Raw genomic sequence first — 23,177 nt, forward strand, 5'->3', positions numbered from 1 at the left:
CATGGCCCGTTTCTTCATCGACAGACCCATCTTCGCGTGGGTGGTCGCCATCGTCATCATGCTGGCCGGCGCCCTGTCCATTCTCGGACTGCCGATTTCCCAGTACCCCGCGATCGCGCCGCCGCAGATCGCGATCAACGCCACCTACCCGGGTGCCACGGCCAAGGCGGTGGAGGATTCCGTCACCCAGGTCATCGAGCAGAAGATGACCGGCCTGGACGGACTGCTCTACATGGGCTCGACCTCCGACTCCTACGGCCGCGTCACCATCACGCTCACCTTCAATGCCGGCACCAATCCGGACATTGCCCAGGTGCAGGTCCAGAACAAGCTGCAGACGGCCCTGCCGCTGCTGCCGCAGGCGGTGCAGCAGCAGGGCGTGCAGGTGGCGAAATCCACCCGCAACTTCCTGATGGTGCTCGGCTTCGTTTCCAAGGACGGCAGCCAGAGCGCCAACGACCTGTCGGATTTCCTCTCTTCCACTGTGCAGGATCCGCTGTCGCGGGTCACCGGCGTGGGCGAGGTGCAGGTGTTCGGTTCGCAGTATGCGATGCGGATCTGGCTCGATCCCGCCAAGCTCAACAACTACAAGCTGATGCCGTCGGACGTGCGCAGCGCGCTCGAAGCGCAGAACACCCAGGTGTCGGCCGGCCAGCTGGGCGGCACGCCGGCGCTGCCGGGGCAGGGTTTCACCGCGTCGATCACCGCGCAAAGCCGGCTCCAGACCGTCGAGCAGTTCGAGAATATCCTGTTGAAATCGTCCGCTCAGGGCGGCGAGGTGCGACTGCGTGACGTCGCCCGGGTCGAGGTCGGCGCCGAGAGCTACGGCACCACCGCGCGCTACAACGGCCAGCCGGCGGCGGGCATCGGCATCAAGCTCGCCGCGGGGGCCAATGCGCTCGAGACCGCAGGCGCGGTGCGCAAGGCGCTCGACAACATGGCGAACTACTTCCCGGAAGGGGTCGAGATCGTCACGCCTTACGACACCACCCCCTTCGTCAGGCTGTCGATCGAAGAGGTGGTGAAGACCCTGATCGAGGCGGTGGTGCTGGTGTTCCTGGTGATGTTCCTGTTCCTGCAGAACATCCGCGCCACGCTGATCCCGACCATCGCGGTGCCGGTGGTGCTGCTCGGCACTTTCGGCCTGATGGCCGCCTTCGGCTTCTCGATCAACACGCTGACCATGTTCGGCGTGGTGCTCGCGATCGGCCTGCTGGTGGACGACGCCATCGTCGTGGTCGAGAACGTCGAGCGGATCATGAGCGAGGAAGGCCTGTCGCCCAAGGAAGCCACCAGGAAGTCGATGGGCCAGATCACCGGCGCGCTGGTGGGCATCGGCCTGGTGCTGTCGGCGGTGTTCGTGCCGATGGCCTTCTTCGGCGGCTCCACCGGTGTGATCTATCGCCAGTTCTCGATCACCATCGTCTCGGCGATGGGGCTGTCGGTGCTGGTGGCCATCGTGTTCACCCCGGCGCTGTGCGCGACCATGCTGAAGCCGGTGGAGAAGGGGCACGATCACTCCGAGGGCGGCTGGTTCTCCGGCTTCTTCCACTGGTTCAACGGCATGTTCGCGCGCAACACCGCGCGCTACGAATCGGCGGTCGGCGGCATCCTGCGCCGTACCGGACGGTTCCTGCTGATCTACGCGGTCATCCTCGGCGTGCTCGCCTTCCTGTTCATGCGCATGCCGACCTCCTTCCTGCCGGAAGAAGACCAGGGCGTGATGTTCACCCAGGTGATGCTGCCGGCCGGTGCGACCCAGGAACGTACGATCGAAGTGCTCAAGAAGGTCGAACACCACTTCCTGGAAAACGAGAAGGATTACGCCAAGTCCATTTTCACCGTGGCCGGCTTCAGCTTTGCCGGTAGCGGCCAGAACATGGCCATCGGCTTCGTCCACCTGCGCGACTGGGACGAACGCAAGGGTCCGGCGGGCAACGTCAAGGCGGTGGCGGGACGCGCCATGGCGGCCTTCTCGCAGATCCGCGAGGCGATGGTGTTCGCCTTCGTGCCGCCGGCGGTGATCGAACTCGGCACCTCCAACGGCTTCGACGTGCAGCTGCAGGATCGCGCCGGCCTCGGCCACGACGCCCTGATCGCCGCCCGCAACCAGTTCCTCGGCATGGCGGCGCAGGACAAGCGCCTGGTGGCGGTGCGCCCGAACGGCCAGGAGGACATGCAGGAGTACGTGCTCGACATCGACCATGCCAAGGCCGGTGCGCTCGGCGTGTCGGTGTCCGACATCAATGCCACGCTGTCGACTGCATGGGGCGGCGTGTACGTGAACGACTTCCTCGATCGCGGCCGCATCAAGAAGGTCTATCTGCAGTCCGATGCCGGCAGCCGGATGCGCCCCGAGGATCTGAACAGCTGGTACGTGCGCAACAAGGCCGGCGAGATGGTGCCGCTGTCCGCGTTCGCATCCGGCCACTGGGCCTACGGCTCGCCGCGCCTGGAGCGCTACAACGGCCAGTCCTCGGTCGAAGTCCTCGGTCAGGGCGCGCCGGGGGTGTCGTCGGGCGACGCGATGGCGGCGGTGGAGGAAATCATCGCCAAGCTGCCGCCGGGCATCGGCTACGAATGGACCGGCACCTCGTTCGAGGAGCGCCGTTCGGGTTCGCAGGCGCCGGCGCTGTATGCCCTGTCGCTGATCGTCGTCTTCCTCTGCCTGGCGGCCTTGTACGAGAGCTGGTCGGTGCCGTTCGCGGTGATGCTGGTGGTGCCGCTCGGCGTGCTCGGCGCCATCGTCGCCGCCACCGGTCGCGGACTGTCCAACGACGTCTATTTCCAGGTCGGCCTGCTCGCCACCATCGGCCTGTCGGCGAAGAACGCGATCCTGATCGTGGAATTCGCCAAGGAACAGATGGAGAAGGAAGGCAAGGCCCTGATCGATGCCACGCTGGAAGCGGTGCGGATGCGTCTGCGCCCCATCCTGATGACCTCGCTCGCCTTCGGCCTCGGCGTACTGCCGCTGGCGATCAGCACCGGTGCCGGTTCGGGCAGCCAGAACGCGATCGGTACCGGCGTGCTCGGTGGCACCATCTCAGCCACCGTGCTCGGCATCTTCTTCATCCCGCTGTTCTACGTGGCGATCAAGCGCGTCTTCAAGGACAAGCCGGCCACCGCGGACAACAACGCCACCGTGGCCACGCAGGAGCACTGACCATGCCGTTGAAAACCCTAGTAATTGCCGTCGCCGCCGTGCTGGCGGGCGCCTGCTCGACGCTCGCGCCGGACTACCAGCGCCCGGCGGCACCGGTGGCGGCCGGCTGGCCGGGCGAGGTCGCCCAGCCAGCCGCCGGCACCCCGGCGGCCGACGAGATCGCCTGGCGCAGCTTTTTTGCCGACCAGCGCTTGCGCGACCTCATCGACCTCGCCTTGGCCAACAACCGCGACCTGCGCGTCTCGGCGCTCAACATCGAGAAGGCGCGCGCGCAGTACCAGATCCAGCGTGCCGACCTGTTCCCGTCCATCGGCCTGTCCGGTGGCCAGAGCGCCCAGCGCCTGCCGGGCGATCTCACCACCACCGGCGAGCCGCGCATTTCGCGCCAGTACAGCACCACGGTGGGCTTCTCCAGCTACGAGCTGGATTTCTTCGGCCGGGTGCGCAGCCTGCGCGACCAGGCGCTGGAGCAATACCTCGCCACCGAGGATGCCCGCCGCAGTGCCCAGATCAGCCTCGTTGCCGAGGTCGCCAATGCCTGGCTGACGCTGGCGGCCGACCGCGAGCGGCTGGATCTCGCCCGCCGCACCTACGAGGCCCAGCAGCAGTCCTACGAGCTCACCAAGAAGAGCTTCGACTTCGGCGCGGTGTCGGCGATCGACCTGCGCCAGGCCCAGACGGCGCGTGACAGCGCCCGGGCCGACCTGGCGAGCTATACCGCGCAGGTCGCGCGCGACCTCAATGCGCTCAACCTGGTGGCCGGCACCACGGTGCCGGCCGAACTGCAACCGGCCCAGCTCACCGACACCGTCAGCGCCGTCGGCGAGCTGCCTGCCGGCGTGCCCTCGGAAGTGCTGGTGCGCCGCCCCGACATCCTCGCCGCCGAACGTCAGCTGCGCGGCGCCAACGCCAGCATCGGCGCGGCGCGTGCGGCCTTCTTCCCCAGCATCACGCTGACGGCCGCCGCCGGCACCGCCAGCGCCACGCTCGAAGGCCTGTTCAAGTCGGGCAGCGGCACCTGGAGCTTCGCGCCGCAGATCAATCTGCCGATCTTCGAGGCCGGGCGGCTCAGCGCCAATCTCGAGGTGGCCAAGGTGCAGCGCGAGATCGCGGTCGCCGACTACGAGAAGTCGATCCAGAGCGCCTTCCGCGAGGTGGCGGATGCGCTCGCCGAGCGCGCCACGCTGGGCGACGAGCTCGACGCCCGGCGCGCGCTGGTGGAGGCCACCGCCGAGACCTACAAGCTGTCGGAGGCGCGTTACCGCAGCGGCGTCGACAGCTACCTCGGCCTGCTCGACGCCCAGCGCACGCTCTACAGCGCCGAACAGGCGCTGATCACGGTGCGCTTGTCCGACGTCGCCAATCGCGTCGCGCTCTACAAGGTGCTCGGCGGCGGCTGGCAGTAAGCCGCGGCGGTGAGGTCATGACAGGGGCGTCCGGCGCAGGCTGGACGCCCCCTTTCATGGGGCTTCCGGTCACGCGTCGCTGCTAGAATGTCGCCCAGGCCGGCCCGGAACGAGGCGCCGGCCACCCCCGCCTCGATCTTCACCGTCTTCCGGAGCCCCGCCATGAAGGGAAAAACCAAGGTCATCTCCGCGCTCAACGCGCTGCTGGTCGATGAACTCGCCGCCCGCGACCAATACTTCATCCACAGCCGCATGCTCGCCGAGTGGGGCCTGCACCATGCCGCCGAGCGCATCGCGCACGAGATGGAGGACGAAACCCAGCACGCCTCCGACCTGATCTGCCGCATCCTTTTCCTCGAAGGCACGCCGAAGATGACGCCGGCCAAGATCAGCGTCGGCAAGGATCTACCGGAGATCTTTGCCAAGGATCTGGCGGTCGAATACAAGGTGGTCGACAACCTGCGCGCGGCGATGGCGCTGTGCGAGACCGAGCAGGACTACGTGAGCCGCGACATCCTGCTGAAGATGCTGGCCGACACCGAGGAAGACCACGCCCACTGGCTGGAGCAGCAACTGCGCCTGATCGGGATGGTCGGACTGCAGAACTACCTGCAGTCGCAGATGAAGACGGGTACGCCCGGCGCCTGAGCCGGTCCCGCCCGCTGTCTTGCGGCGGCGGGCGGCGGATGGCGCGGCGGCATGCACGTATGACTTGCCTTAATGCGCCATCGCTGGGAGTATCCCGTCCGGTGAGCGTCCACAGACCCTGCCCGCAGGCAGGAACATGGGCGACGCCCTACGTAATACAGGCCCGGTATCGTGCCGGATTGCTCAACGACGTGAATGCCTTGCCCGGGTTCGAACCCGATGGTGTTCGGGAATTTCTTTCCGGTCCGGTCTCATCACCCGGCCGGAAGCAAGCGTGAGGATTTCTCCATGAACGACGTGCTGACTCCCCTGATGACGGAAGCCGAACTGCGTGCGGCTCCGGAAGACGACTACATGTCGCCGCGCCAGCTCGCCTTCTTCCGCAGCCTGCTCGAAAAGGAAATGAAGACCCTGCTCGACGCTGCGCACGAGACCACCACCCACCTCCAGGAAAACGCCGCCACCCCCGATCCGGCCGACCGCGCCAGCGTCGAGGAAGAGCACACCCTGGAACTGCGCGTGCGTGACCGCGAGCGCAAGCTGCTGAAGAAGATCGAGGAAGCGATCGGTCGCATCGACGACGGCAGCTACGGCTGGTGCGAGGAAACCGGCGAGCCGATCGGCATCGGTCGCCTGCTTGCCCGCCCGACTGCAACGCTGAGCCTCGAAGCGCAGGAGCGCCGCGAGAAGCTCAAGAAGATGCATGGCGGCTGAGTGGTCGCCGGGCTCCGGCCTGGCTCCCTGTCGTCGTCTCCGGAAGGTCGCCGCGGTCTGACCGCGGCGGCGTCCGCGCCTGCCGCGCGCCTTTGCGCCACCGCCTGCTGCGCGTCCGGGCGGCCCATCCTTTCTTCATCGCCGCCCCTCGGTTGCCGGTATCCCGCTCCGACCCGCCTATCGGGTGCGGCGTGTGCGGCTGTGGCACTGCCGGTGCATCAGCGTTCCGGTCCGGGGCCGAAGTACTGCTGGCGCAGGTGCCGTGCGGCCAGCCGGTTGGCCGTCGCCGCATCGGTGACCGCCGCCATCAGCCCCGCCGGTCCGCAGGTATATACGGTCAGTCCGGCATGCCCCGACGGCACCGCAGTGGCGAACACACCCTGCAGGCGGGCGGCCGTGGCGGCCGCGTTCAAGCCGAAGTGGCAGTGCAGGGTGCCGCGCATGCGGGCACCTTCGAGTTCGGCGAGGAAGGCGGCATCTTCCTCGCTGCGGGCAAAGTAGTGCAGTTCGGCGGATCTGCCGCCCCGTTCGAGTGCGCGGAACATCGACAACAGCGGCGCGATGCCGATGCCGCCCGCGATCAGCAAGTGGCGTTCGGCGCTGTCATCGAGGGCGAAGCTGTTCTGTGGTGTGGATACCGCCAGGCGGTCGCCCGGATGCAGCGCACGCAGCCGCGCCGGCACGCTGCCCGACGCTGCGCCGGCGTGCCGGACCGCGACGCGGTAGGTCGAGGTTTCCCCCGGCAGGCTGCACAGCGAGTAGGCGCGGGCATTGCCATCGGCATGGACGAAGATGTGGGCGCCGGGCGTCCACGCGGGCAGGGTCCTGCCGCTGAGCGCCTCAAACTCGAAGCTGCGGATGTCGCGGGCCTCGTCACGCAGGCTGCGGACGCGTACCGGTATGGTATCGGCATGAACTGGGGGTGAGGGCGCGCGCACCAACATGGCTGTCTCCTCGGTACCTTGTTTGAACTTGTCTGAGCTTTGCTGCCATCCACAAAGCAATTCGCGGACCCGCTCCCACGCGGCTGGCTCGGCCGTGCGTCGGGCGGCTAGCGGCGATATTCTGAGCAGATGAACATGTATCCCTCTCCGGCGCCTTGGCGGCGCCCGCTACCCTGCAGGGCGGAGTGACCGATGCCATCTGCATTCACCGGTCCGCTGCTTGCGCGCCCCCTTTCCGCACTGCAGGTACGCTGGCTGGCGGAGACCGTACGGCGCCAGGAGGAAGCCCACGGCACGCTGGAGGACAGCGCGGCCCTGGCGGCGGCGCTGGCAGCGCCAGCCGAGTTCGAGGCCCGCGTGCTAGCGCGCGCCGAGGTTCTCGGCGCACGTGAGGGCTGGCGCGACGCCATCCTGCGCAGCAGCATGCATGTGCGCCTGCTGCTGGCGCTGGCCGCGCTGCTGGCCCTTGTCATCGGTTATGCCGCAGCGGCCGGCGTACTCGGCGACGCCAGCCGGCCGGTGAATGTGGTGTGGGCGCTCGGCGGGCTGCTGGGTGTGCATCTGCTGAGCCTCTTGTTGTGGGTAATGGGGCTGATGCTGGCGGGGGCCGGCCTGGGAGCGGCAGCGGGCGGCGGTTTGCCCGGTCGCGTCGGTGCTAGCGTGCTGGCGGCGCTGGACCGCAGCCCGGCAGCCGCTGCCTTGCCGACGGCGCTGGCCGGCCTGCTGGCACCAGGGCGCAGCCTGCGCTGGGGGTTGGGCGCGATCAACCACGGGCTGTGGGCGCTGGCGCTCATCGGCGCCAGCGCCGGTGCGCTGCTGCTGTTCGCCACCCGGCGCTATGGCTTCTTGTGGGAGACCACCATTCTGCCGGCCGATGCGTTCGTCGGCGTCGGCGCTGCCTTGGGCCATCTTCCGGCGGCACTCGGCTTTCCGGTGCCGGATGCCGCCACGGTGGCGGCCAGCGGCATGGCGGGCGCTGCCCTCGATGAAGCGGGCCGGCGTGCCTGGGCGGGCTGGCTGCTCGGCTGCCTGCTGGTCTATGGCCTGATTCCGCGCCTGCTGCTGGCGGCGCTCTGTGCCTTGCTGTGGTGGCGCGCCTGCGCCGGCCTGCGGCTCGATCTGGCGCAGCCGGGCTACGCCGTGCTGCAGGCACGCCTGCTGCCGGATAGCGTCCGCCTCGGCGTCAGCGATCCGGCGCCGCCGCTGTCGCCGCGCTCATGCGGGCAGCGTGGGCAAGGCGGGGGCAGCGGCGGCGTTGCGCTGGCGCTCGAGCTCGGCACCGACCTGTTCTGGCCGCCTGCCTTCCTGCCGGCGCCGGGGGACGATACGGACGGCCGGCTCGACAGCCGCGAGCAGCGCGGTGCGTGGCTGGCACGATTGCGGGCGCAGACGCCGCGGCGCCTGCTGATCGCCGTCGATGCGCGCCAGACGCCGGATCGCGGCAGCCTGGGCCTGATCGCGGAACTCGCCGCGCTGGCCGGCGAAACACGGGTGTGGGCGCTGCGGCCGGCAGGCGCGGCCGACCGGCTGGCGCAGTGGCAGGCGGGGCTGGATCCCTACGGCATCGACCTGTTGGGCGACGAGCGCGCTGCCCGCGCCTGGCTGGAGACCGCCTGATGGCCGCCCCGCTGCGCATCGCCGTGGTCGGCCACACGAATACCGGCAAGACCTCGCTGCTGCGCACGCTGGCGCACGACGTCGACTTCGGCGAGGTGTCCGACTGCGCCGGAACGACGCGCCACGTCGAAGGCCTGCGCCTGTTCGCCGACGGCGAGGCGCTGGTCGAACTGTTCGATACGCCCGGCATGGAGGACGCCATCGCGTTGCTGGAGCGGCTCGACGGCCTGGTGGCGGCGGGCGAACGTGTCGATGGCCCGGCGCGTGTCGAGCGCTTCCTGGCCACGTCCGACGCCGCCGGCCGTTTCGAGCAGGAGGCCAAGGTGCTGCGTCAGCTGCTGGCGAGCGACGCCGGGCTTTATGTCATCGATGCGCGCGATCCGGTACTGCCCAAGCACCGCGACGAACTCGACATCCTCGCCGGCTGTGCCCGTCCCTTGCTGCCCGTGCTCAACTTCGTGCGCGCCGCCGACGCCCGGCCGCAGGACTGGCGTGCTGCGCTCGCCCGCCTCGGCCTGCATGCGGTGGTGAGCTTCGACACCGTGGCCCCGGAAATCGATGGCGAGCGCGAGCTGTTCGAGGTGCTCGCCACCCTGTTGCACGACGGCCGGCCGGCCCTGCAGCGGTTGATCGCGGCGCGCACGCGCGAGGCCGAAGTGCGGCGGCTGGCGGCGCGGCGGCTGGTGGCGACGATGCTGGTCGAGCTTGCCGCGCGGCGCGAGACGGTGGCGCCGACCGAGGCGGCCATGGCAGCGGCCACCGCCGCGCTGCGCGATGCGGTGCGCGCGCGCGAGCAGGCCTGCGTCGACGCGCTCTTGCGCCTCTACCGCTTCCGCCCGGACGACGTGCGCAGCGCGGGGCTGCCGCTCGGTGCCGGCCGCTGGGAGGCCGACCTCTTCAACCCGGAGACCCTGCGCCAGCTGGGCGTGAAGCTTGGCACCGGGGCGGCGGCGGGGGCGGCGGCCGGCGTGGGGGTAGATCTGCTGGCGGGCGGGCTGACCCTGGGCGCGGCGGCGGCGCTCGGTGCGCTGGCCGGCGGCCTGTGGCAGACCGTGGGCGAGTATGGCCAGCGCCTGATCGCCGGCGTGCGCGGGCAGCGCGAACTGACGGTGGACGATGCCATCCTGCGCCTGCTCGCGGTGCGCCAGCGCATGCTGCTGGCGGCGCTGGAGGGGCGCGGGCATGCGGCGCAGGCGCCGCTCGCGCTCGAAGACCCGGAGGCCCGGCGTTGGCGCCAGGGCAGCTTGCCCGACCCGCTGCAGCGTGCACGCGCGCATCCGGAATGGGCGACCGGGGTGGGCGACGGCGCGCGCGAGGCAGCAATCGGAACGCTCGCCGAAGCGCTCGGGCAGCGCGCCTGAGCGCGACGCGGGGATTCAGCGGCGGGCCGGGCTGCCGCCGAGCGAACCGATCAGCATGGTGTTGGCGAAGGGCGTGCCGGCGTCCATGGGCATGGTCTGCACCGCGAAGCCCAGCGCCTCCAGCGTCGCCTTCCAGTCGGCCGCGGGGCGGCAGTAGAGCGTGCCGAGGCGGTGGCCGCGCACCGTGGTGACGATGCGGTCCACCCAGCTGCAGAGGTGGAAGGGCAGGCCGGCGCCGGCGTCGCCCACGCGCATGATCAGCCGTCCGGCCGGCAGCAGGGTGTCCCGTACGCGGGCCAGCACCGCGTTCTGCGCCGTGGTGTCGACGTAGTGCAGGCAGTCGAGGATGAAGACCACGTTGGCCTGGCCGAAGGCGGCATGGCGCATGTCGCCCTGCTCGACCACCGCGCCGGGCGGCAGCGCCGGGGTGGCGCGGTCGACGTCGTTCTGCATCAGCTCGATGCCGCGGTAGCCCTGCAGCTGCGGTGGCGCCGGCCAGTCCGCCGGCCAGTGGCCGTCGGCATGAAGGCGGCGGGCGGCGGTGATCCAGTTCGACAGCAGGCCCTGCCCGCAGCCGAGGTCCAGCACCTGCGCCGGGTCGGGCACCAGGCCGTGGCGCAGCAGGCTGAAGAAGATCGGATCGCGGCCGAGCTTGCCGCGGGCGAAATGCCAGGCGAAGTGCCCGGCCTGGCGGTAGGGGGCGGTGGCGGCGTCGAGCAGCCGCTTGCGGAAGGACGAACTCATTCTAGGCAGGCAGTCAGGGTCACGGGGCGCAGTCCGGCGGCACGGACGGCGTCGAGCAGGCGCGGCAGTACTTCCAGGATCACCGGCCGGTCTTGTCGGGTATGGGCGGCGTGGCCGTCGTGGAGCAGCAGGATGTCGCCGCCGGCGAGATTGCGCGTGAGGCGGGCGAGCACCGTGTCGGCGTCGCCTTCGCGGGTGTCGAAACCGCGCCGGGTCCAGCTCGCCAGGGTCAGGCCATGGCGGGCGAGCACCGGTTCGAGGAAAGGGTTGCGCAGGCCGGCCGGCGCGCGGAAGAAGCGCGGCGCGCGGCCGGTGAGGCGGGCAAAGGTGTGCTGCGCGGCGGCGATGTCCTGCGCCATGCGGCGCGGGCCGAACAGCGAGAAGGTCTTGCGGTGCAACTGCGAGTGGTTCTGCACGTCGTGGCCGCGGCGCAGGATGTCCGCCACCAGCGCCGGCTGGGCGGCGGCGCGTTCGCCGATGCAGAAGAAGGTAGCGCGGGCGCCGGCGGCGTCGAGCAGGTCGAGCACTTGCGGTGTCACCGCCGGATCGGGTCCGTCGTCGATGGTGATGGCGATCTCGCCGCGTGCGGCGGCGGCGGCTGGCAGCTGCGTCCAGTTGGGGCCGAGCAGGCGGCTGCGCGGCCACAGCCCGGCCAAAGTGAGTGCGGCGTGGTTCAGCGCCACCGCGGCGATCGCCCAGGCCCATTGCGCCGGTGCGAACACGAGCACCGCCACCGCCGCCAGGTGGATGGGCGCGGTCGCAAGGATCAGCGGCGTCGGGCGCCAGCGGCGGGAGGTGGGTGCGGCATGCATGTCGGTCTGCGCTGAGCGGGCTCACCGATGGCGGGCCGCTCGTGGGGGCGGCCGCTGCGGCGAGCGTGGGGCGGGTTTCAGGCTGGCGCGATTGTAACTGCGGATGGCGACGTCGCGATGACCGCTGCGTGGATAGTCCCGTGCGACGACTCAGCCGTGCAGGCGCGGTCCGAGCCAGTCGAGTGCGCGTTGCCACAGGGCCAGCCAGGTCGGCCAGTCGTGGCCGCCGGGGAGGGTGCAGCGGGCTTCGTCCGCCAGTACCGCCGCCATCAGCGCGTGGCCCTTGGCAAAGCGGTCGTCCCCGCCGTAGCCCAGCCACAGCGGTGTGTCGCCGCCGGCCGCCAGGCGCTGCAGCGCGCGCCAGCCGCGGCGTTCGTCGTTGGCGGGGTAGTCGTCGGCGGCCGGCCAGCCGGCCAGACCGCCGGCCGCGGCGATTTCGCCGGTGACCAGGCGATTGCCCGGATAGGGCGCGAACAGCAGCAGCCCTGCGCTGTCGCCGGGGCAGGCGTCGGCATGCATCAGCGCCGCCAGGCCGCCGATCGAGATGCCACCGGTGTGGATGCGGCTGCGGCCGGCTGCGCGCGCCGGCTCGACGACCTCGCGCTGCAGCCGTTGCGGCAGGCTGCCGTCGCACACGGCGGCGAGATCGCTTTCCACCAGGATCAGGTCCAGCGCCAGGCCGCTTGCGCGCAGGGCGTCGGCAAAGCCGGCCGCGATGAAATCCTGCGGGCCGTCGTAAGCGCCGGCGAGCAGCACCAGGGCGTCGGCCGCGGGCCGGCTGGCGGCCAGCAGCTCGACGGCGTGCAGGCGCTCGCGTGGCGGCGGAGGAGGAGGCTGGAGTGCGCTCATGCGGCCGTTTCCGCCAGCGCCGGATGGCGCCGGCCGTGGGTGCCGAGCATGGCGGAGAACACCAGCGCCAGCACCGCGCCGGGGCCGACGGTGATGCCGATCGCCTGCAGCACCGGCACGTCGGAGAAGGCGAGCAGGCCGAAGCCGCAGACGGTGGTGAGGTTGGCGAACAGCAAGGAGGCCAGCGTGCGCGGGCCGGGCAGGCTGCCGTCGGCACGGATGAAGAACAGCGTGTAGTTGGAGCCGACTGCCACGATCAGCAGCATGCCGACCAGGTGCAGCAGGATGAGCTGCTTGCCGGCCAGCGCCAGTCCGGCGGTGACCACCAGCACCGCGGCGGCCAGCGGCAGGATCACCCGCAGCACCTGTACCGGGCTGCGCAGGAAGACCAGCAGCAGCACGATCACCGCGGCGACGCCGCCGAGCGACAGCGTGATTGCTTCGTCGAGGTAGCCGGCGTAGAGCGCGTCGGATTCCTGCTTGAGGTCGAGGACGAGCGGCTGCGCGCCGTCGCCGGTGGCGGCCAGCGCGGCGCGCACGCGGGTGGCGTCGATGAGGTCGCTGCCGTCCTCCGGCGCGCGCAGCGGCAGCAGCGCGCGCACGCCGTGCCCGGTGTGGATCAGCATGGCTTCGACCGCCAGCGCCAGCGAGGTGCCAGTCATGCCTTGCAGGGTGAGCGGCGGGCGCTCACGGGCGGCATCGACCTCGTCGAGGAAGGGCGTGAGGCGTTCGGCGCGCAGCGGCAGGCCGGCGGTGGCGGCTTCCAGGCGGCGGGCGAGTTCCGCCCGCGGCGGCAGGCTGGCGCGCCGCGCCTGCTGGGTGGCGAGGCTGGGCAGGTAGCGGGTGGGGCCGTCCCAGGCGGCGATCACGCCTTCGGCCCGCAGCGCGTCGAGCCGCGGCGCCAGCGCTTCGACCGCGCGCAGGGTGGCGTCGGTGTCGATACCGTCGACCACCACCAGGTAGCGCACATCGGGCGCGCCCATCTCGGTGCGCAGCCGCATGTCCAGCGCCTGGGCGCTGGCCGGCACCGGGCTCAGCGCCAGCAGTTCGCTGTTCCACAGGCCGTCGTGCTTTGCCGCCACCACGGCCGCGGAAGCGGCGGCGAGCACCACCACCAGCCAGCGCAGGCGGCCGGCGGCGGCGGCGAGCGCGGCCAGGCGGCGGCCGAGCGGGGTGACGTCGCGCAGGCGGAAGTCGGCGGGCAACAGCGCCGGCAGCAGGAAGCGGGTGACCAGTACCGCGGTGATCAGGCCGGCGATGGAGTAGAGGCCGAGCTGGGCCAGCCCGGGAAAGCCGGAGGCGAGGAGGGCGACGAAGCCGGCCACCGAAGTCAGCAGGCCCAGCCGTATGGTCGGCCAGAAGGCGCTGCGCTCCGCGGCATCGTCGTCCTGGCGGTTGCTCGACTGAACGAACAGGTAGATGGCGTAATCGACCGCCTCGCCGATCAGCGTGGTGCCGAAGCCGAGCGTGAGTCCGTGCACCACGCCGAATCCCAGGCTGACCGCGACGATGCCGGCGAGCGCGCCGCTGACGACCGGCAGCATGCCGAGCAGCAGCACCGGCAGCGAGCGGTAGATGAGCAGCAGGAAGCCGATCACCAGCGCGGTGCCGAGCGCGGCGATGCGTTCAACCTCGCGCTTGATCGTGGCACGCGATTCGACTGCGAACACGCCCGGGCCGGTCATCTCCAGCCGCAGCGCGGCGGCTTCGGCGCCGCTGCCGCGGGCGGCGTCGAAGGCGGCCGTGAGCGCGCCCATGGCCGCTTCCTGGGCGTCGATGTCGGCGCCGGTGGCGCGGGTGAGCGCCAGCATCAGCGCGGTTTTGCCGTCGCGCGTCACCCACACGCCATGGGCCGGGTCGCGCGCCGGCTGGCTGCCGGCATCCAGTTGCTGCAGCAGCGTCATCAGCTCGCCGGTCGGGTCGCGCGTCACCAGCGGCTTGGCCAGCATGCCGGCGGGCGAGGCGAGCAGGTCGAGGGTGTCGCGCAGCGCGGCGCGCAGGCCGTCGACGCTGAAGTGTTCCGGCGTCACTGCCGGGCTGAGCAGATAGCGGTTGTCGAACAGCCAGCGCTGGTCGGCCGCCAGGTGGCCGGCCTCGCCGTTGTTCACCGAGGCGAAGCGGGTGTCGCCGTGCAGCCGGCCGGCCATCGACTGCGACACCTTGGCGCGCTGGTCCGCGTCGCCGCCGGAAATGCCGACCAGGATGAGGCGCGACACCATGCCGTCGCGCAACTGGTCGACCAGCAGACGCTGTTCGGGGGTGGGGTTGCGCGGCAGGAAGACCGACATGTCGGCGGTGAACTGGCTGCGCGCGATGATCCCCGCCAGCACGGCGACCAGCGCCAGCCAGATGGCGAAGGCGGCCAGACGGTAGCGGCGCGTCATCGGGCCGGCGGCTCGATGCGCATCACCGAACGGTCGCCGTCGGCCTGCTGGATCTCGACGCCGCGCACCATGCCGCGGTTGCCGGTGACGCGGATGCGCAGCACCACCTTGGCCACCGCCGGATCGGACGGCAGCAGGTCGAGCGCCCACTGGGTCGCGCTGCCGGACAGACTGAGCGCGTAGGTCCGCTCCAGGGTCTTGCGGTCGCCGGCCAGCGTGGCGCGGATGCTTTCGATCAGCGCGGCCGCTTCCGGGTAGTCGCGCAGCTTGAGCGTGTGGCTGCGGCCTTCGCGGTCCAGGCTCAGGGTGTCGCCGTCGAGCACCATGGTTTCGCGCACCGGGGTTTCGGTGTGGCGTTCGAGCCGGGCGGGCGCCACGTAGACCAGTTCGCCGGTGGCGACCAGCGGCGCGTCCAGCAGGGCGAGGTGGCGGGTTTCGGTGAAGCGCACGCGGCCGCCGCCGTTGCCGGCCAGGGCTTGCATCAGCTGGCCCAGATCCCAGGCGGCGGTGGCCTGGGCGGGGAGCGCGAGAGCGGACAGCGCGGTGGCGAGCGCCAGCAGCAGCGGGGCGAGCAGGTAGCGGATCATCGGTCGGTGGGCGTGGCCCAGAAATCGAAGAAGTTGAACCAGTTCGACGGTGCTTCGCGGCAACAGGTTTCGAGCGCGTCGGCGTAGCGGCGCATGGCGGCGGCGATGGCGGCATCGCGGCCGTCGCGCGGCACCCGGGCGAAATCGGCGATGTGCAGGAAGCGGATGGTGTAGCGGTTGCCGCCGTGGTACAGGCCAGCCATGAAGATGACCTGCGCTTCCAGCATCGCCGCCATGCGGAAGGGGCCGTCGGGCAGCGCGGCCGGGCTGCCGAGCAGGGGCAGCAGCACGCGGTCCTCGTCCTCCAGGCTGCGGTCGGCGAGGACACCCACCAGCGCGCCCTGGGCAAGCCGGGCGCGGACCTTGAGCATGGCGTCGAGCTTGCCGAGCGGGATCACCTCCGGCGCCGCCTCGGGATTGATCGCGGCGAACAGGCTGTTGATGCGGCGCGCGTTGTCCTCGTACATCGCCAGCGCGATGCGCAGGTCCGGCTGCCGGCGGCCGACGGCGCGGATCACCTCGAAGCTGCCGAGGTGGGCGCCGAACAGCAGTGCGCCGCGGCCGGAGGCGACCACCGCTTCGATCAGTTCCTCGCCCTCGATGCGGATGTCGAAGAGTTCGAAGCGGTCTTTCAGCAGGTAGAGGCGGTCGTGGATGGTGGAGGCGAAGGCGTGCACATGGCGGTAGCCGTCGGCCAGCCGCGCGGGGCGGCCGAGGGCACGGGCGAGATAGGCGCGCGAGGCGCGGCGGGCGCTCGGCGCGAACAGCAGGAAGTAGGTGGCGATCAGGTGCAGCAGCACGCGCCCGGCGGGGCGGCCGAGGCGTAGCGAGATCCAGGCCATCAGCCGCAGCATTGCCATGTTGCTGCGCTCGGGCTGGCGTGCCCAGTCGGTGGTGGCTGCCGGCGGCCGCTGTTCGGGCGTGGAGCGGGAATTCATCGTGCGGGGCCGGGCGTCAGCGTGCCGCTGGCCACCGCGCGTCCGCCGCTGGTCAGGCTGAAGGCGATGGCGCCGCTCGGGCCGGGATCCTGCCAGCGTAGTTCGACCGGTTCGCCCGGTGTCACCGGGCTGAGGAACTTGGCGCTGCCCAGCGCCCACGGCCCCCCGCCGCCGAGCGCGGCTTCGAGTGCGATCACGGTCTCGTCGAGCAGCACCACGCCGGGTACGATGGGACGGCCGGGGAAATGGCCGGCGAAGGCGGGGTGGTCGGCGGCGATGGTCAGCATGCAGGTGCCGCTCATGGTGCAGGCGCTCCCGGGCGAGCGTTCATTTGGCCGCGCGGCCGGCGTGGGCAGCGAGCAGCGCGGCGCAGGTCTCGCGCGGCAGCTTGCCGGTGGCGTTGCGCGGCAGAGCGTCGAGCCGGACGACGGGGCGCGGCAGGAAGACCGCGTCGATGCGCTCGCGCAGCGCGGCGAGCAGCGCCGCATTGTCCAGCGCGGGGGCGACGACGAAGGCTGCCAGCCGCACGATGTGGGCGTCACTGCCGTCGTCCGGCAGGTAGAAGCTGCCGTCCTTCACGCCGGGGACGGCGAGCAGTTGCTGGTTGAGGTAGCCGAGCGAGGTGCGCTTGCCGGCGATGTTCACCAGGTCGGCATTGCGGCCCTTGAGCAGGAAGTGGCGGGCATCGACCTGCTCGATCACGTCGGACAGCGGCACCGCGCGCTCGATGTGGCCGCCGCCGGCCCAGGTCTGGCCGTCGTCGCGCAGCTCGAGCTCGATGCCGGGGAAAAGCCGCCAGGCGGCGGTGGCGGCGGAGCGCCGGGTGGCGATCTGGCCGGTTTCGGTGCTGCCGTAGATTTCCAGCAGCGGCGCCGCAAAGGCGGCCTCGGCGGCGGTGGCGAGTTCGGCTGGCAGCGGCGCGGTGGCGGACACCAGCAGTTCCACCGGCGGCAGCGCCAGGCCTTCGTCCAGCACCGTGCGCAGGTGGAAGGGCGTGGTCACCAGCACCGCCGGCGCAGGCATGCGCTGCAGCGTGGCGACGATGTCGGCGGGGTAGAAGGGGCGGCCGGCGTCGAAGGCGGCACCACTCTGCAGTGCCACCAGCACGGTCGATTCGAAGCCGTACATGTGCTGCGGCGGCACGGTGCCGACCAGGGTGGCGGGGCGGGCGGGGTCGAGGCCGAGCTCCACGCCTTCGGCGCGCACGTTCACCACCAGCCGGCCCCAGGTCTTGGGGTGGGGTACCGGCGTGCCGGTGGAGCCGGAGGTGAACACCCAGGCGACCAGGCGTTCGGCCTCGATCTGCGGAATGTTGCAGGGGCCGGCCACGTCGACCTGGCTGTGCAGCGCCGGGAAGGGCATGGCGGGCAGCGGCAGGTCGGCCACGTCGCCGTCGGTCAGCACCGTGGTGTCGGGCGCGAAGCCAGCCAGGTGGCGCAGGGTTTCGGGCGTGTAGGTGGAGGGCAGCAGGCTGATGCGTCCGGCCACCATGCCGGCGGCAAAGCCGACCGCGAAGCGGTAGCGGTCGGTGCAGGCATTGAGGATGTGGCGGCCCGCCGGAAGCGCCGCGGCCACGGTGTGCACGTCGGCGATGAAATGGCGGACGGTGATGGCCTCGCCGTTGCGCCAGGCGACGACGTCATCCGGTGAGGTATGCGAAACGAGCGGCAGCACGGCAGACATCCGGTAATCAGGCCAGCGGCCGGGTGGCGCGGCGGCTGGCATTCACGCAGGCCCGCACCGACTCCACCAGCCCGGTACGCAGGCCGGGGGGCAGCAGCACCAGGCGGGCGAGGAATTCGCCGGTGAACATGACGCCCACCAGCACCGGCGTGAGGATGTTCACCAGCAGCGACCACAGCGGCAGTGGGCCAAAGAAGAAGAGGCCGAGCGAACTCAGCGTCATCGCCACGAAGAACAGCGTCCACGCCAGCGTGGCGCCGCGGGTGTAGCGCACCAGCGCCGGCGCCAGTTCGCCGTGCACCAGGCGGGCGAAGCGGGTGATCATCGGTTCGCCGTTGCCCAGGCTGCGGCCGAAGCCGATTGCCAGCAGGCCGAAGGTGGCGACGTGCTGGATCAGGTAGACCCATTCGAAACGCGCCTCGACCACCGGCCAGCGCAGCCACAGCAGCGTGGCGGCCGCGGCCCACAGGCCGAGCGCGGGCAGGCGGTGGCGCGCCCTGGCGGCGACCAGCAGCGCGGCGCCCATGTAGGGGACGACCGCCAGCAGGGCGCCGAGCGTGCCGTGTTCGCCGGATGCGGTGGTGAAGTGGGCGAGCAGCAGGTAGGCGACGAACGCTACGGCCACCAGGGCGGCGCGACCGTAGCGCAGCGGCGCTTGCTTCATCACTGCACCCGGTGAGTCGCGATGTAGTCGCCCAGGCTGCGCAGCGAGGCGAAGATCTTGAGGTTGTCCTCGTTGTCGGCACGCAGCGAGAAGCCGTAGCGCTTGGAGACAACCAGCGCGACCTCGAGGATGTCGATGGAGTCCAGGCCCAGGCCTTCACCGTAGAGCGGCGCGTCCGGTTCGATGTCCTCTGCCCGGACTTCAAGATTGAGGGCCGCCACGATCAGGGCGGCGACTTCGGCGAGCAGGGCGGCATCGGCAGATGCGGGAACGGTTTGGGTCATGGTCGGGATGATGCGGGAAACGTGAGCCGGATGTGCCCGCCGCCGCAATTGCGGCCCGACGGGCCAGGACCCGCAATGTTAACCGGGCCGCCCGCTTTTTTGAACGTTTGCCACAAAGTTTCACCACTATGAGATGCGGGTTTCTGCACACGGCAGCGCAACTATCGCCGCCAGGCCGCAGCCGCCGCCCGTCGCGTGCGGCAGGCCGTCGTCCAGCTGCAGGCTGCCGCCGTGCAGCCTGACGATGCGGTCGACGATGGACAAGCCGAGGCCGCAGCCTTCGCTGTCCACATCGCCGCCGCGGGCGAAACGGGCGCGCAGACCGTCGCGCGCGGCAGCGTCCAGACCGGGGCCGTCGTCGCGGACCTCGAACACGCAGAAGTCGCCACTGCGGCCGCTGCGCACTTCGATGCGGCCGCCGGGCGGCGTGTAGCGGATGGCGTTGTCGAGCAGGTTGCGCGCGACGATGCCCAGCCACACCGGGTTGCCGGTCACGCTGGCCGGTGCGAGCGCGCTGTCGATGCGCTGCTGCCGCGCGGCCGCGGCGTTGCCGAGCGTGCGCCGCGCGGCGGCGGCGACCTCGGCCAGTTCGACCGCCACGAAACCGGTGCCGGCCTGTGCCGGCTCCAGCCGCGCCAGGGTGAGTAGCTGTTCGACCAGATGGTGCATCCGGTCCACGCCGTTCAGCACCTGGGCGAGCGCGTGCTCGCGGTCGGCCGGCGCGGTGGCGCGGCTGGCCACCTGGGCCTGGATGCGCAGGGCCGCCAGCGGCGTGCGCAGCTCGTGCGCGGCGTCGGCGGTAAAGCGCTGCTCGCTCGCCAGCGCCGAGGCCATGCGTTCGATCAGCCGGTTGAGCGCCTTCAGCAAGGGGGCGATTTCGCGCGGTTGCGCGGCCGGGTTGGCGACCGGGGTGAGGGTGTCGGGTTCGAGCGCCTCGACCGCGGCGGCGAGGCTGGCGACCGGCCGCAGCGCGCGGTCCACCGTCAGCCAGATTGCCAGGGCCAGCACCGGCACGCCGATCAGGAAGGGCAGCAGGATGCGCAGCGTGAGCTCGCGGGTGAGGGCGTCGCGGCTGGCGTGGTCCTGGCCGGTGACGATGCTGAAGCCGCCTTCGCGCTGCAGGTAGAAGCGCCAGCGCCGGCCCTCGTGGCTGGCTTCGCTGAGGCCCTCGACGGTGGTCAGCACCGTGGCCGGGGCATTGGCGGAGCGCAGCAGCAGGATGTCGCGGCCGTCCCGCCTGCTCCACACCTGGTAGGCGACGGGCAGCGCGTTGCGATAGGCGTGTTCGGCGAACTCGTGCTCGGCGTAGTCGGGGCCGGCGTCGGCGGCGATGGCCGCAAGCGTTTCGGCCACCAGTACCAGCTGGGCGTCGAAGGCATGTTCGGCCTCGGTGTGCGCGGCGCGGTAGGCCAGCAGGGTGGTGAGCGCCGACACCACGCCGGCGACCAGCAGCAGCAGGCCGAGCAGGCGCCGCTTGAGCGACCAGCTGCCGGTGTTCACGCCGGCACCGTGTAGCCGGCGCCGCGTACGGTGCGGATCAGCGTCGCGCCCAGCTTGCGGCGCAGGTGATGGATGTGCACTTCCAGGGTATTGCTCTCGGCGCCTTCGTCCCAGCTGTAGAGCTGCTCCTCCAGCGCACGCCGGCTCAGCACCGTGCCCGCCTGCGACAGCAGCAGGTAGAGGAGGTCGAACTCGCGGCTGGTCAGCGTGACCTCGGCGCCGTGCAGGCTGACCCGCCGCGCGGCGGGGTCCAGTTCCACGCCCTGGTGGCGGATCAGCCCGCTGGCGCGGCCGCCGCTGCGGCGGATGGCGGCACGCAGGCGGGCGGCGAGTTCGTCGAGGTCGACCGGCTTGACGATGTAGTCGTCGGCGCCGAGATCCAGTCCGCCAACCTTGTCGGCCACGGCGTCGCGGGCGGTGAGGATGAGCACCGGGGTGAGGTCGTGGCGCTCGCGCAAGGCGGCGAGCAGGCTGAAGCCGTCCTGGCCGGGCAGGCCGAGGTCGAGCACCACCGCGGCGAAGCGCTCCAGCGCCAGCGCCGACTGCGCGGCCTCGGCGCTGCGCACCCAGTCGGCGGCAAACCCCGCCATGCGCAGCCCCGCCTGCAGGCCGTCGCCCAGCAGGCGGTCGTCTTCCACCAGCAGTATCCGCATCGCTTCCCCTTTCCCATCTATCGCGCCGGCGATTGTGCCGCAGTCCGTCTTAGCGGCGGATTAAGCGGTGTTACATCCGGAAACCGCAGCGCGGGCGGCCGCTTAAGCCTGGATTAATCAAGCCGCCCGGAAAATGACCCTGTGCTCAGTAGGCACATTCATCGATCCAAGGAGATAGACATCATGAAAATCCGTTCCGCACTGTTCGCGCTTGCCACCTTCAGCCTGTCCGCTGCCGCCGTCGCCGGCCCGCAATGCACCGAGGCGGCCAAGGACAGCTGGCTGCCCGAAGCAACGATGAAACAGAAGATCGCCGACGCCGGCTACGTCATCGACAAGTTCAAGGTCACCAGCGGCAACTGCTACGAGATCTACGGCAAGGACAAGGCCGGGCAGAAGGTCGAGATCTACTTCAACCCGGTCGACGGCAGCGTCGCCAAGGAAAAGCGCGGCTGAGCGCGGCGACGGGGAGAGCGCCATGGGCATCCAACGCGTGCAGGTCTGGGACCTGCCTGTCCGCATCTTCCACTGGGGGCTGGTGGCGGCTTTCCTCGGCGCCTGGCTGACCTCGGAGGATGCGGAAACCGTGCACCACCTCGCCGGCTACACCGCGCTCGGGCTGGTGGCTTTCCGCCTGCTGTGGGGTTTCGTCGGCGGGCGCCATGCGCGCTTCGCCGACTTCGTGCCGCGACCGGCAGCGCTCGCGAATTACGTCCGCGCGGCCATGCAGCGGCGCGAGCCGCGCTACCGCGGCCACAACCCGGCAGCGGCGGTGATGATCCTGTTCTTGCTGGCGATGGTGGCGCTGATCGGCACCACCGGCTGGCTGATGACCACCGACTGGGGCTGGGGCGTGGACTGGCTGGAGGAAACCCACGAGGCCGCGGTCAACCTGACGGCGGCGGCCGTCGTGGTGCATGTCGCCGCGGCCATCTACGAGAGCCGGCGCCACGGTGAGAACCTGGTGCGGGCGATGGTGGACGGCTACAAGCGGCTCTGATCCCTACCGTCCCGCACACGCCCGGCCGTCGTGCCGCCATTAAGCAAGGATTAAGCATGGCGGGGGCATGATGGCCGGGTTCCGTCCACATCGTCGAGCATCCCATGTCCTCCCCTCGTTCCGGTTTGCCGCCGTTTGCCCTGATCCTGGCCTGCGGCGTGTTGTCCTGTGCCTCTGCCCTCGCTGCCGGCGAGCCGCCGGCGCCTATTGCGCTCGATGCGGCGCGGGCTGCGGCAGCCGGTGTTGAACTGGCGCCGCTGCGGCCGGCCGCCGGCGGCGCGCTGAGCCACCTGCCGGCGCGGATCACGGTGCCGAGCGCGCAGCAGCGCTTCGTGGCTGCGCCGGTCGGCGGGCTGGTGGCGGCGGTGCTGGTGGGCGCCGGCGATGCGGTCCAGGCCGGCCAGCCGCTGGCGCGCATCGCCAGCCCCGAACTGCTCGGCCTGCGCCGCGACCTGAGTCAGGCCAGTGCCGAACACGAACGCGCCCGGCTGGCGCTGCAGCGTGACCGGCAACTCCACGCCGAAGGCCTGATCGCCGCATCCCGCCTGGAAGCGACGCAGGCGGCGGCCAGCCAGGCCGGCGCCGCGCTGGCGGAAAAGCGGGCGCTGCTCGGCCTCGCCGGCTCCGGCGGCGATGGCGGCAGTGGCGAACTCACGGTAGTGGCGCCGATTGCCGGCGTGGTGCTGGCGCAGCAGGTTCAGCCCGGTGCAAGGGTGGACGCGGCGGCGCCGCTGTTCCACCTCGCCCGGCTCGAACCGCTGGCGCTGGAGGTGGAGCTGCCGCTGGCGATGGTCGGACAGGTGGCCATCGGCCAGCGCCTGCGGGTGCCGGCGGTCGGGGCTCAGGGCAAGGTCGTGGCGGTGGGGCGTGCGGTGAGCGGCGCGCAGACGGTGACGGTGCGTGGCCTGCTCGACCGCGGGCTGGGCGCGCTTGGCCCGGGCCAGAACGTCGAGGCGGAGATCGACGCCGCAGACGGTGCCGCCGCAGCGGACGCCGCCTGGCAGGTGCCGGCAAGCGCACTGGTGCGCCTGGGCGAGGATGCCGCCGCCGGCAGCGCGGTGTTCGCCCGTCGCGGCGAGGCCTTCCAGCCGGTGCCGGTGACGGTGCTCGGCGAGCGCGGCGGCGATGTCGTGGTGCGCGGTGAACTGCGCGCCGATGACCGCGTGGCGGTGCGCGGCGCCAGCCTGCTGAAGGCGGCGGCAATGGGCATCGGCAAGGGGGAATGA

General features: G+C 71.2%; 22 protein-coding genes. 9 read left to right on the forward strand and 13 right to left on the reverse strand.

Going from position 1 to position 23,177, the window contains the following annotated elements:
• Window position 1: 1 nt before the first annotated feature.
• From CJ010_RS01585 to dksA, 4 genes are all read left to right on the forward strand, one after another.
• Window positions 2-3,163: an efflux RND transporter permease subunit gene (locus CJ010_RS01585; RefSeq protein ID WP_141016408.1), complete on the forward strand. Its 3,162-nt coding sequence runs from the start codon at window positions 2-4 to the stop codon at window positions 3,161-3,163.
• A 2-nt stretch (window positions 3,164-3,165) separates the two neighbouring features.
• Window positions 3,166-4,569 (forward strand): AdeC/AdeK/OprM family multidrug efflux complex outer membrane factor, encoded by a 1,404-nt coding sequence (adeC, locus tag CJ010_RS01590; protein WP_141016409.1) that lies wholly within the window; start codon window positions 3,166-3,168, stop codon window positions 4,567-4,569.
• 162 nt (window positions 4,570-4,731) lie between these two features.
• The gene (gene bfr, locus CJ010_RS01595) at window positions 4,732-5,217 is read left to right on the forward strand and encodes a bacterioferritin (RefSeq protein ID WP_141016410.1); all 486 of its coding nucleotides are present in this window, start codon (window positions 4,732-4,734) and stop codon (window positions 5,215-5,217) included.
• Between the two features lie 312 nt (window positions 5,218-5,529).
• Window positions 5,530-5,931, forward strand: a complete 402-nt coding sequence (gene dksA / locus CJ010_RS01600; RefSeq protein WP_205754956.1) for an RNA polymerase-binding protein DksA — start codon at window positions 5,530-5,532, stop codon at window positions 5,929-5,931.
• Between the two features lie 218 nt (window positions 5,932-6,149).
• Here dksA and CJ010_RS01605 read toward each other — a convergent pair whose 3' ends face one another.
• Window positions 6,150-6,875: a ferredoxin reductase gene (locus CJ010_RS01605; protein WP_141016412.1), complete on the reverse strand. Its 726-nt coding sequence runs from the start codon at window positions 6,873-6,875 to the stop codon at window positions 6,150-6,152.
• Between the two features lie 192 nt (window positions 6,876-7,067).
• Here CJ010_RS01605 and CJ010_RS01610 point away from each other — a divergent pair, with 192 nt between their 5' ends.
• Window positions 7,068-8,492, forward strand: coding sequence for a DUF2868 domain-containing protein (locus CJ010_RS01610; RefSeq protein WP_141016413.1), 1,425 nt, complete (start codon window positions 7,068-7,070; stop codon window positions 8,490-8,492).
• Complete coding sequence (locus CJ010_RS01615; protein WP_141016414.1) at window positions 8,492-9,853, forward strand: GTPase/DUF3482 domain-containing protein; 1,362 nt, start codon at window positions 8,492-8,494, stop codon at window positions 9,851-9,853. The genes CJ010_RS01610 and CJ010_RS01615 overlap by 1 nt, the downstream gene beginning before the upstream one ends.
• 15 nt (window positions 9,854-9,868) lie before the next feature.
• Here the strand turns inward: CJ010_RS01615 and CJ010_RS01620 are convergent, their stop codons facing one another.
• The 12 genes from CJ010_RS01620 to CJ010_RS01670 form a co-directional block, all read right to left on the reverse strand.
• Complete coding sequence (locus tag CJ010_RS01620) at window positions 9,869-10,597, reverse strand: trans-aconitate 2-methyltransferase (protein ID WP_141016415.1); 729 nt, start codon at window positions 10,595-10,597, stop codon at window positions 9,869-9,871.
• Window positions 10,594-11,409: a polysaccharide deacetylase family protein gene (locus CJ010_RS01625; protein WP_141016416.1), complete on the reverse strand. Its 816-nt coding sequence runs from the start codon at window positions 11,407-11,409 to the stop codon at window positions 10,594-10,596. The genes CJ010_RS01620 and CJ010_RS01625 overlap by 4 nt, the downstream gene beginning before the upstream one ends.
• A 150-nt stretch (window positions 11,410-11,559) precedes the next feature.
• On the reverse strand, window positions 11,560-12,258 hold the full coding sequence (locus tag CJ010_RS01630; RefSeq protein ID WP_141016417.1) for a hypothetical protein: 699 nt from the start codon (window positions 12,256-12,258) through the stop codon (window positions 11,560-11,562).
• Window positions 12,255-14,642, reverse strand: a complete 2,388-nt coding sequence (locus CJ010_RS01635; protein ID WP_141016418.1) for an MMPL family transporter — start codon at window positions 14,640-14,642, stop codon at window positions 12,255-12,257. The genes CJ010_RS01630 and CJ010_RS01635 overlap by 4 nt, the downstream gene beginning before the upstream one ends.
• Window positions 14,639-15,229 carry a LolA-related protein gene (locus tag CJ010_RS01640; protein ID WP_141016419.1) on the reverse strand — a complete coding sequence of 197 codons (591 nt, stop codon included), beginning with the start codon at window positions 15,227-15,229 and terminating at the stop codon, window positions 14,639-14,641. The genes CJ010_RS01635 and CJ010_RS01640 overlap by 4 nt, the downstream gene beginning before the upstream one ends.
• Window positions 15,226-16,167 (reverse strand): acyl-CoA synthetase, encoded by a 942-nt coding sequence (locus tag CJ010_RS01645; RefSeq protein WP_141016420.1) that lies wholly within the window; start codon window positions 16,165-16,167, stop codon window positions 15,226-15,228. The genes CJ010_RS01640 and CJ010_RS01645 overlap by 4 nt, the downstream gene beginning before the upstream one ends.
• On the reverse strand, window positions 16,164-16,469 hold the full coding sequence (locus CJ010_RS25245) for a 3-hydroxyacyl-ACP dehydratase FabZ family protein (RefSeq protein WP_205754872.1): 306 nt from the start codon (window positions 16,467-16,469) through the stop codon (window positions 16,164-16,166). The genes CJ010_RS01645 and CJ010_RS25245 overlap by 4 nt, the downstream gene beginning before the upstream one ends.
• Before the next feature lie 25 nt (window positions 16,470-16,494).
• Window positions 16,495-17,850, reverse strand: a complete 1,356-nt coding sequence (locus CJ010_RS01650) for an AMP-binding protein (RefSeq protein WP_205754873.1) — start codon at window positions 17,848-17,850, stop codon at window positions 16,495-16,497.
• Window positions 17,851-17,857: 7 nt separating this feature from the next.
• The gene (locus CJ010_RS01655; RefSeq protein ID WP_141016421.1) at window positions 17,858-18,514 is read right to left on the reverse strand and encodes a hypothetical protein; all 657 of its coding nucleotides are present in this window, start codon (window positions 18,512-18,514) and stop codon (window positions 17,858-17,860) included.
• Window positions 18,514-18,798, reverse strand: coding sequence for a phosphopantetheine-binding protein (locus CJ010_RS01660; RefSeq protein WP_141016422.1), 285 nt, complete (start codon window positions 18,796-18,798; stop codon window positions 18,514-18,516). Before CJ010_RS01660 ends, CJ010_RS01655 begins: the two co-directional genes overlap by 1 nt.
• A 126-nt stretch (window positions 18,799-18,924) precedes the next feature.
• Window positions 18,925-20,298, reverse strand: coding sequence for an ATP-binding protein (locus tag CJ010_RS01665; protein WP_141016423.1), 1,374 nt, complete (start codon window positions 20,296-20,298; stop codon window positions 18,925-18,927).
• Complete coding sequence (locus CJ010_RS01670; protein WP_141016424.1) at window positions 20,295-20,951, reverse strand: response regulator; 657 nt, start codon at window positions 20,949-20,951, stop codon at window positions 20,295-20,297. The genes CJ010_RS01665 and CJ010_RS01670 overlap by 4 nt, the downstream gene beginning before the upstream one ends.
• Window positions 20,952-21,134: 183 nt before the next feature.
• Here CJ010_RS01670 and CJ010_RS01675 point away from each other — a divergent pair, with 183 nt between their 5' ends.
• The 3 genes from CJ010_RS01675 (at window position 21,135) to CJ010_RS01685 (ending at window position 23,177) form a co-directional block, all read left to right on the forward strand.
• On the forward strand, window positions 21,135-21,407 hold the full coding sequence (locus CJ010_RS01675; protein ID WP_141016425.1) for a PepSY domain-containing protein: 273 nt from the start codon (window positions 21,135-21,137) through the stop codon (window positions 21,405-21,407).
• Between the two features lie 22 nt (window positions 21,408-21,429).
• Entirely contained in the window at window positions 21,430-21,951 is a 522-nt protein-coding gene (locus CJ010_RS01680) for a cytochrome b/b6 domain-containing protein (protein ID WP_141016426.1), read from the forward strand.
• Window positions 21,952-22,055: 104 nt separating this feature from the next.
• The gene (locus tag CJ010_RS01685; protein ID WP_141016427.1) at window positions 22,056-23,177 is read left to right on the forward strand and encodes an efflux RND transporter periplasmic adaptor subunit; all 1,122 of its coding nucleotides are present in this window, start codon (window positions 22,056-22,058) and stop codon (window positions 23,175-23,177) included.

The sequence above is a fragment of the Azoarcus sp. DD4 genome (genome assembly GCF_006496635.1).
Classification (GTDB): Bacteria; Pseudomonadota; Gammaproteobacteria; order Burkholderiales; family Rhodocyclaceae; genus Azoarcus.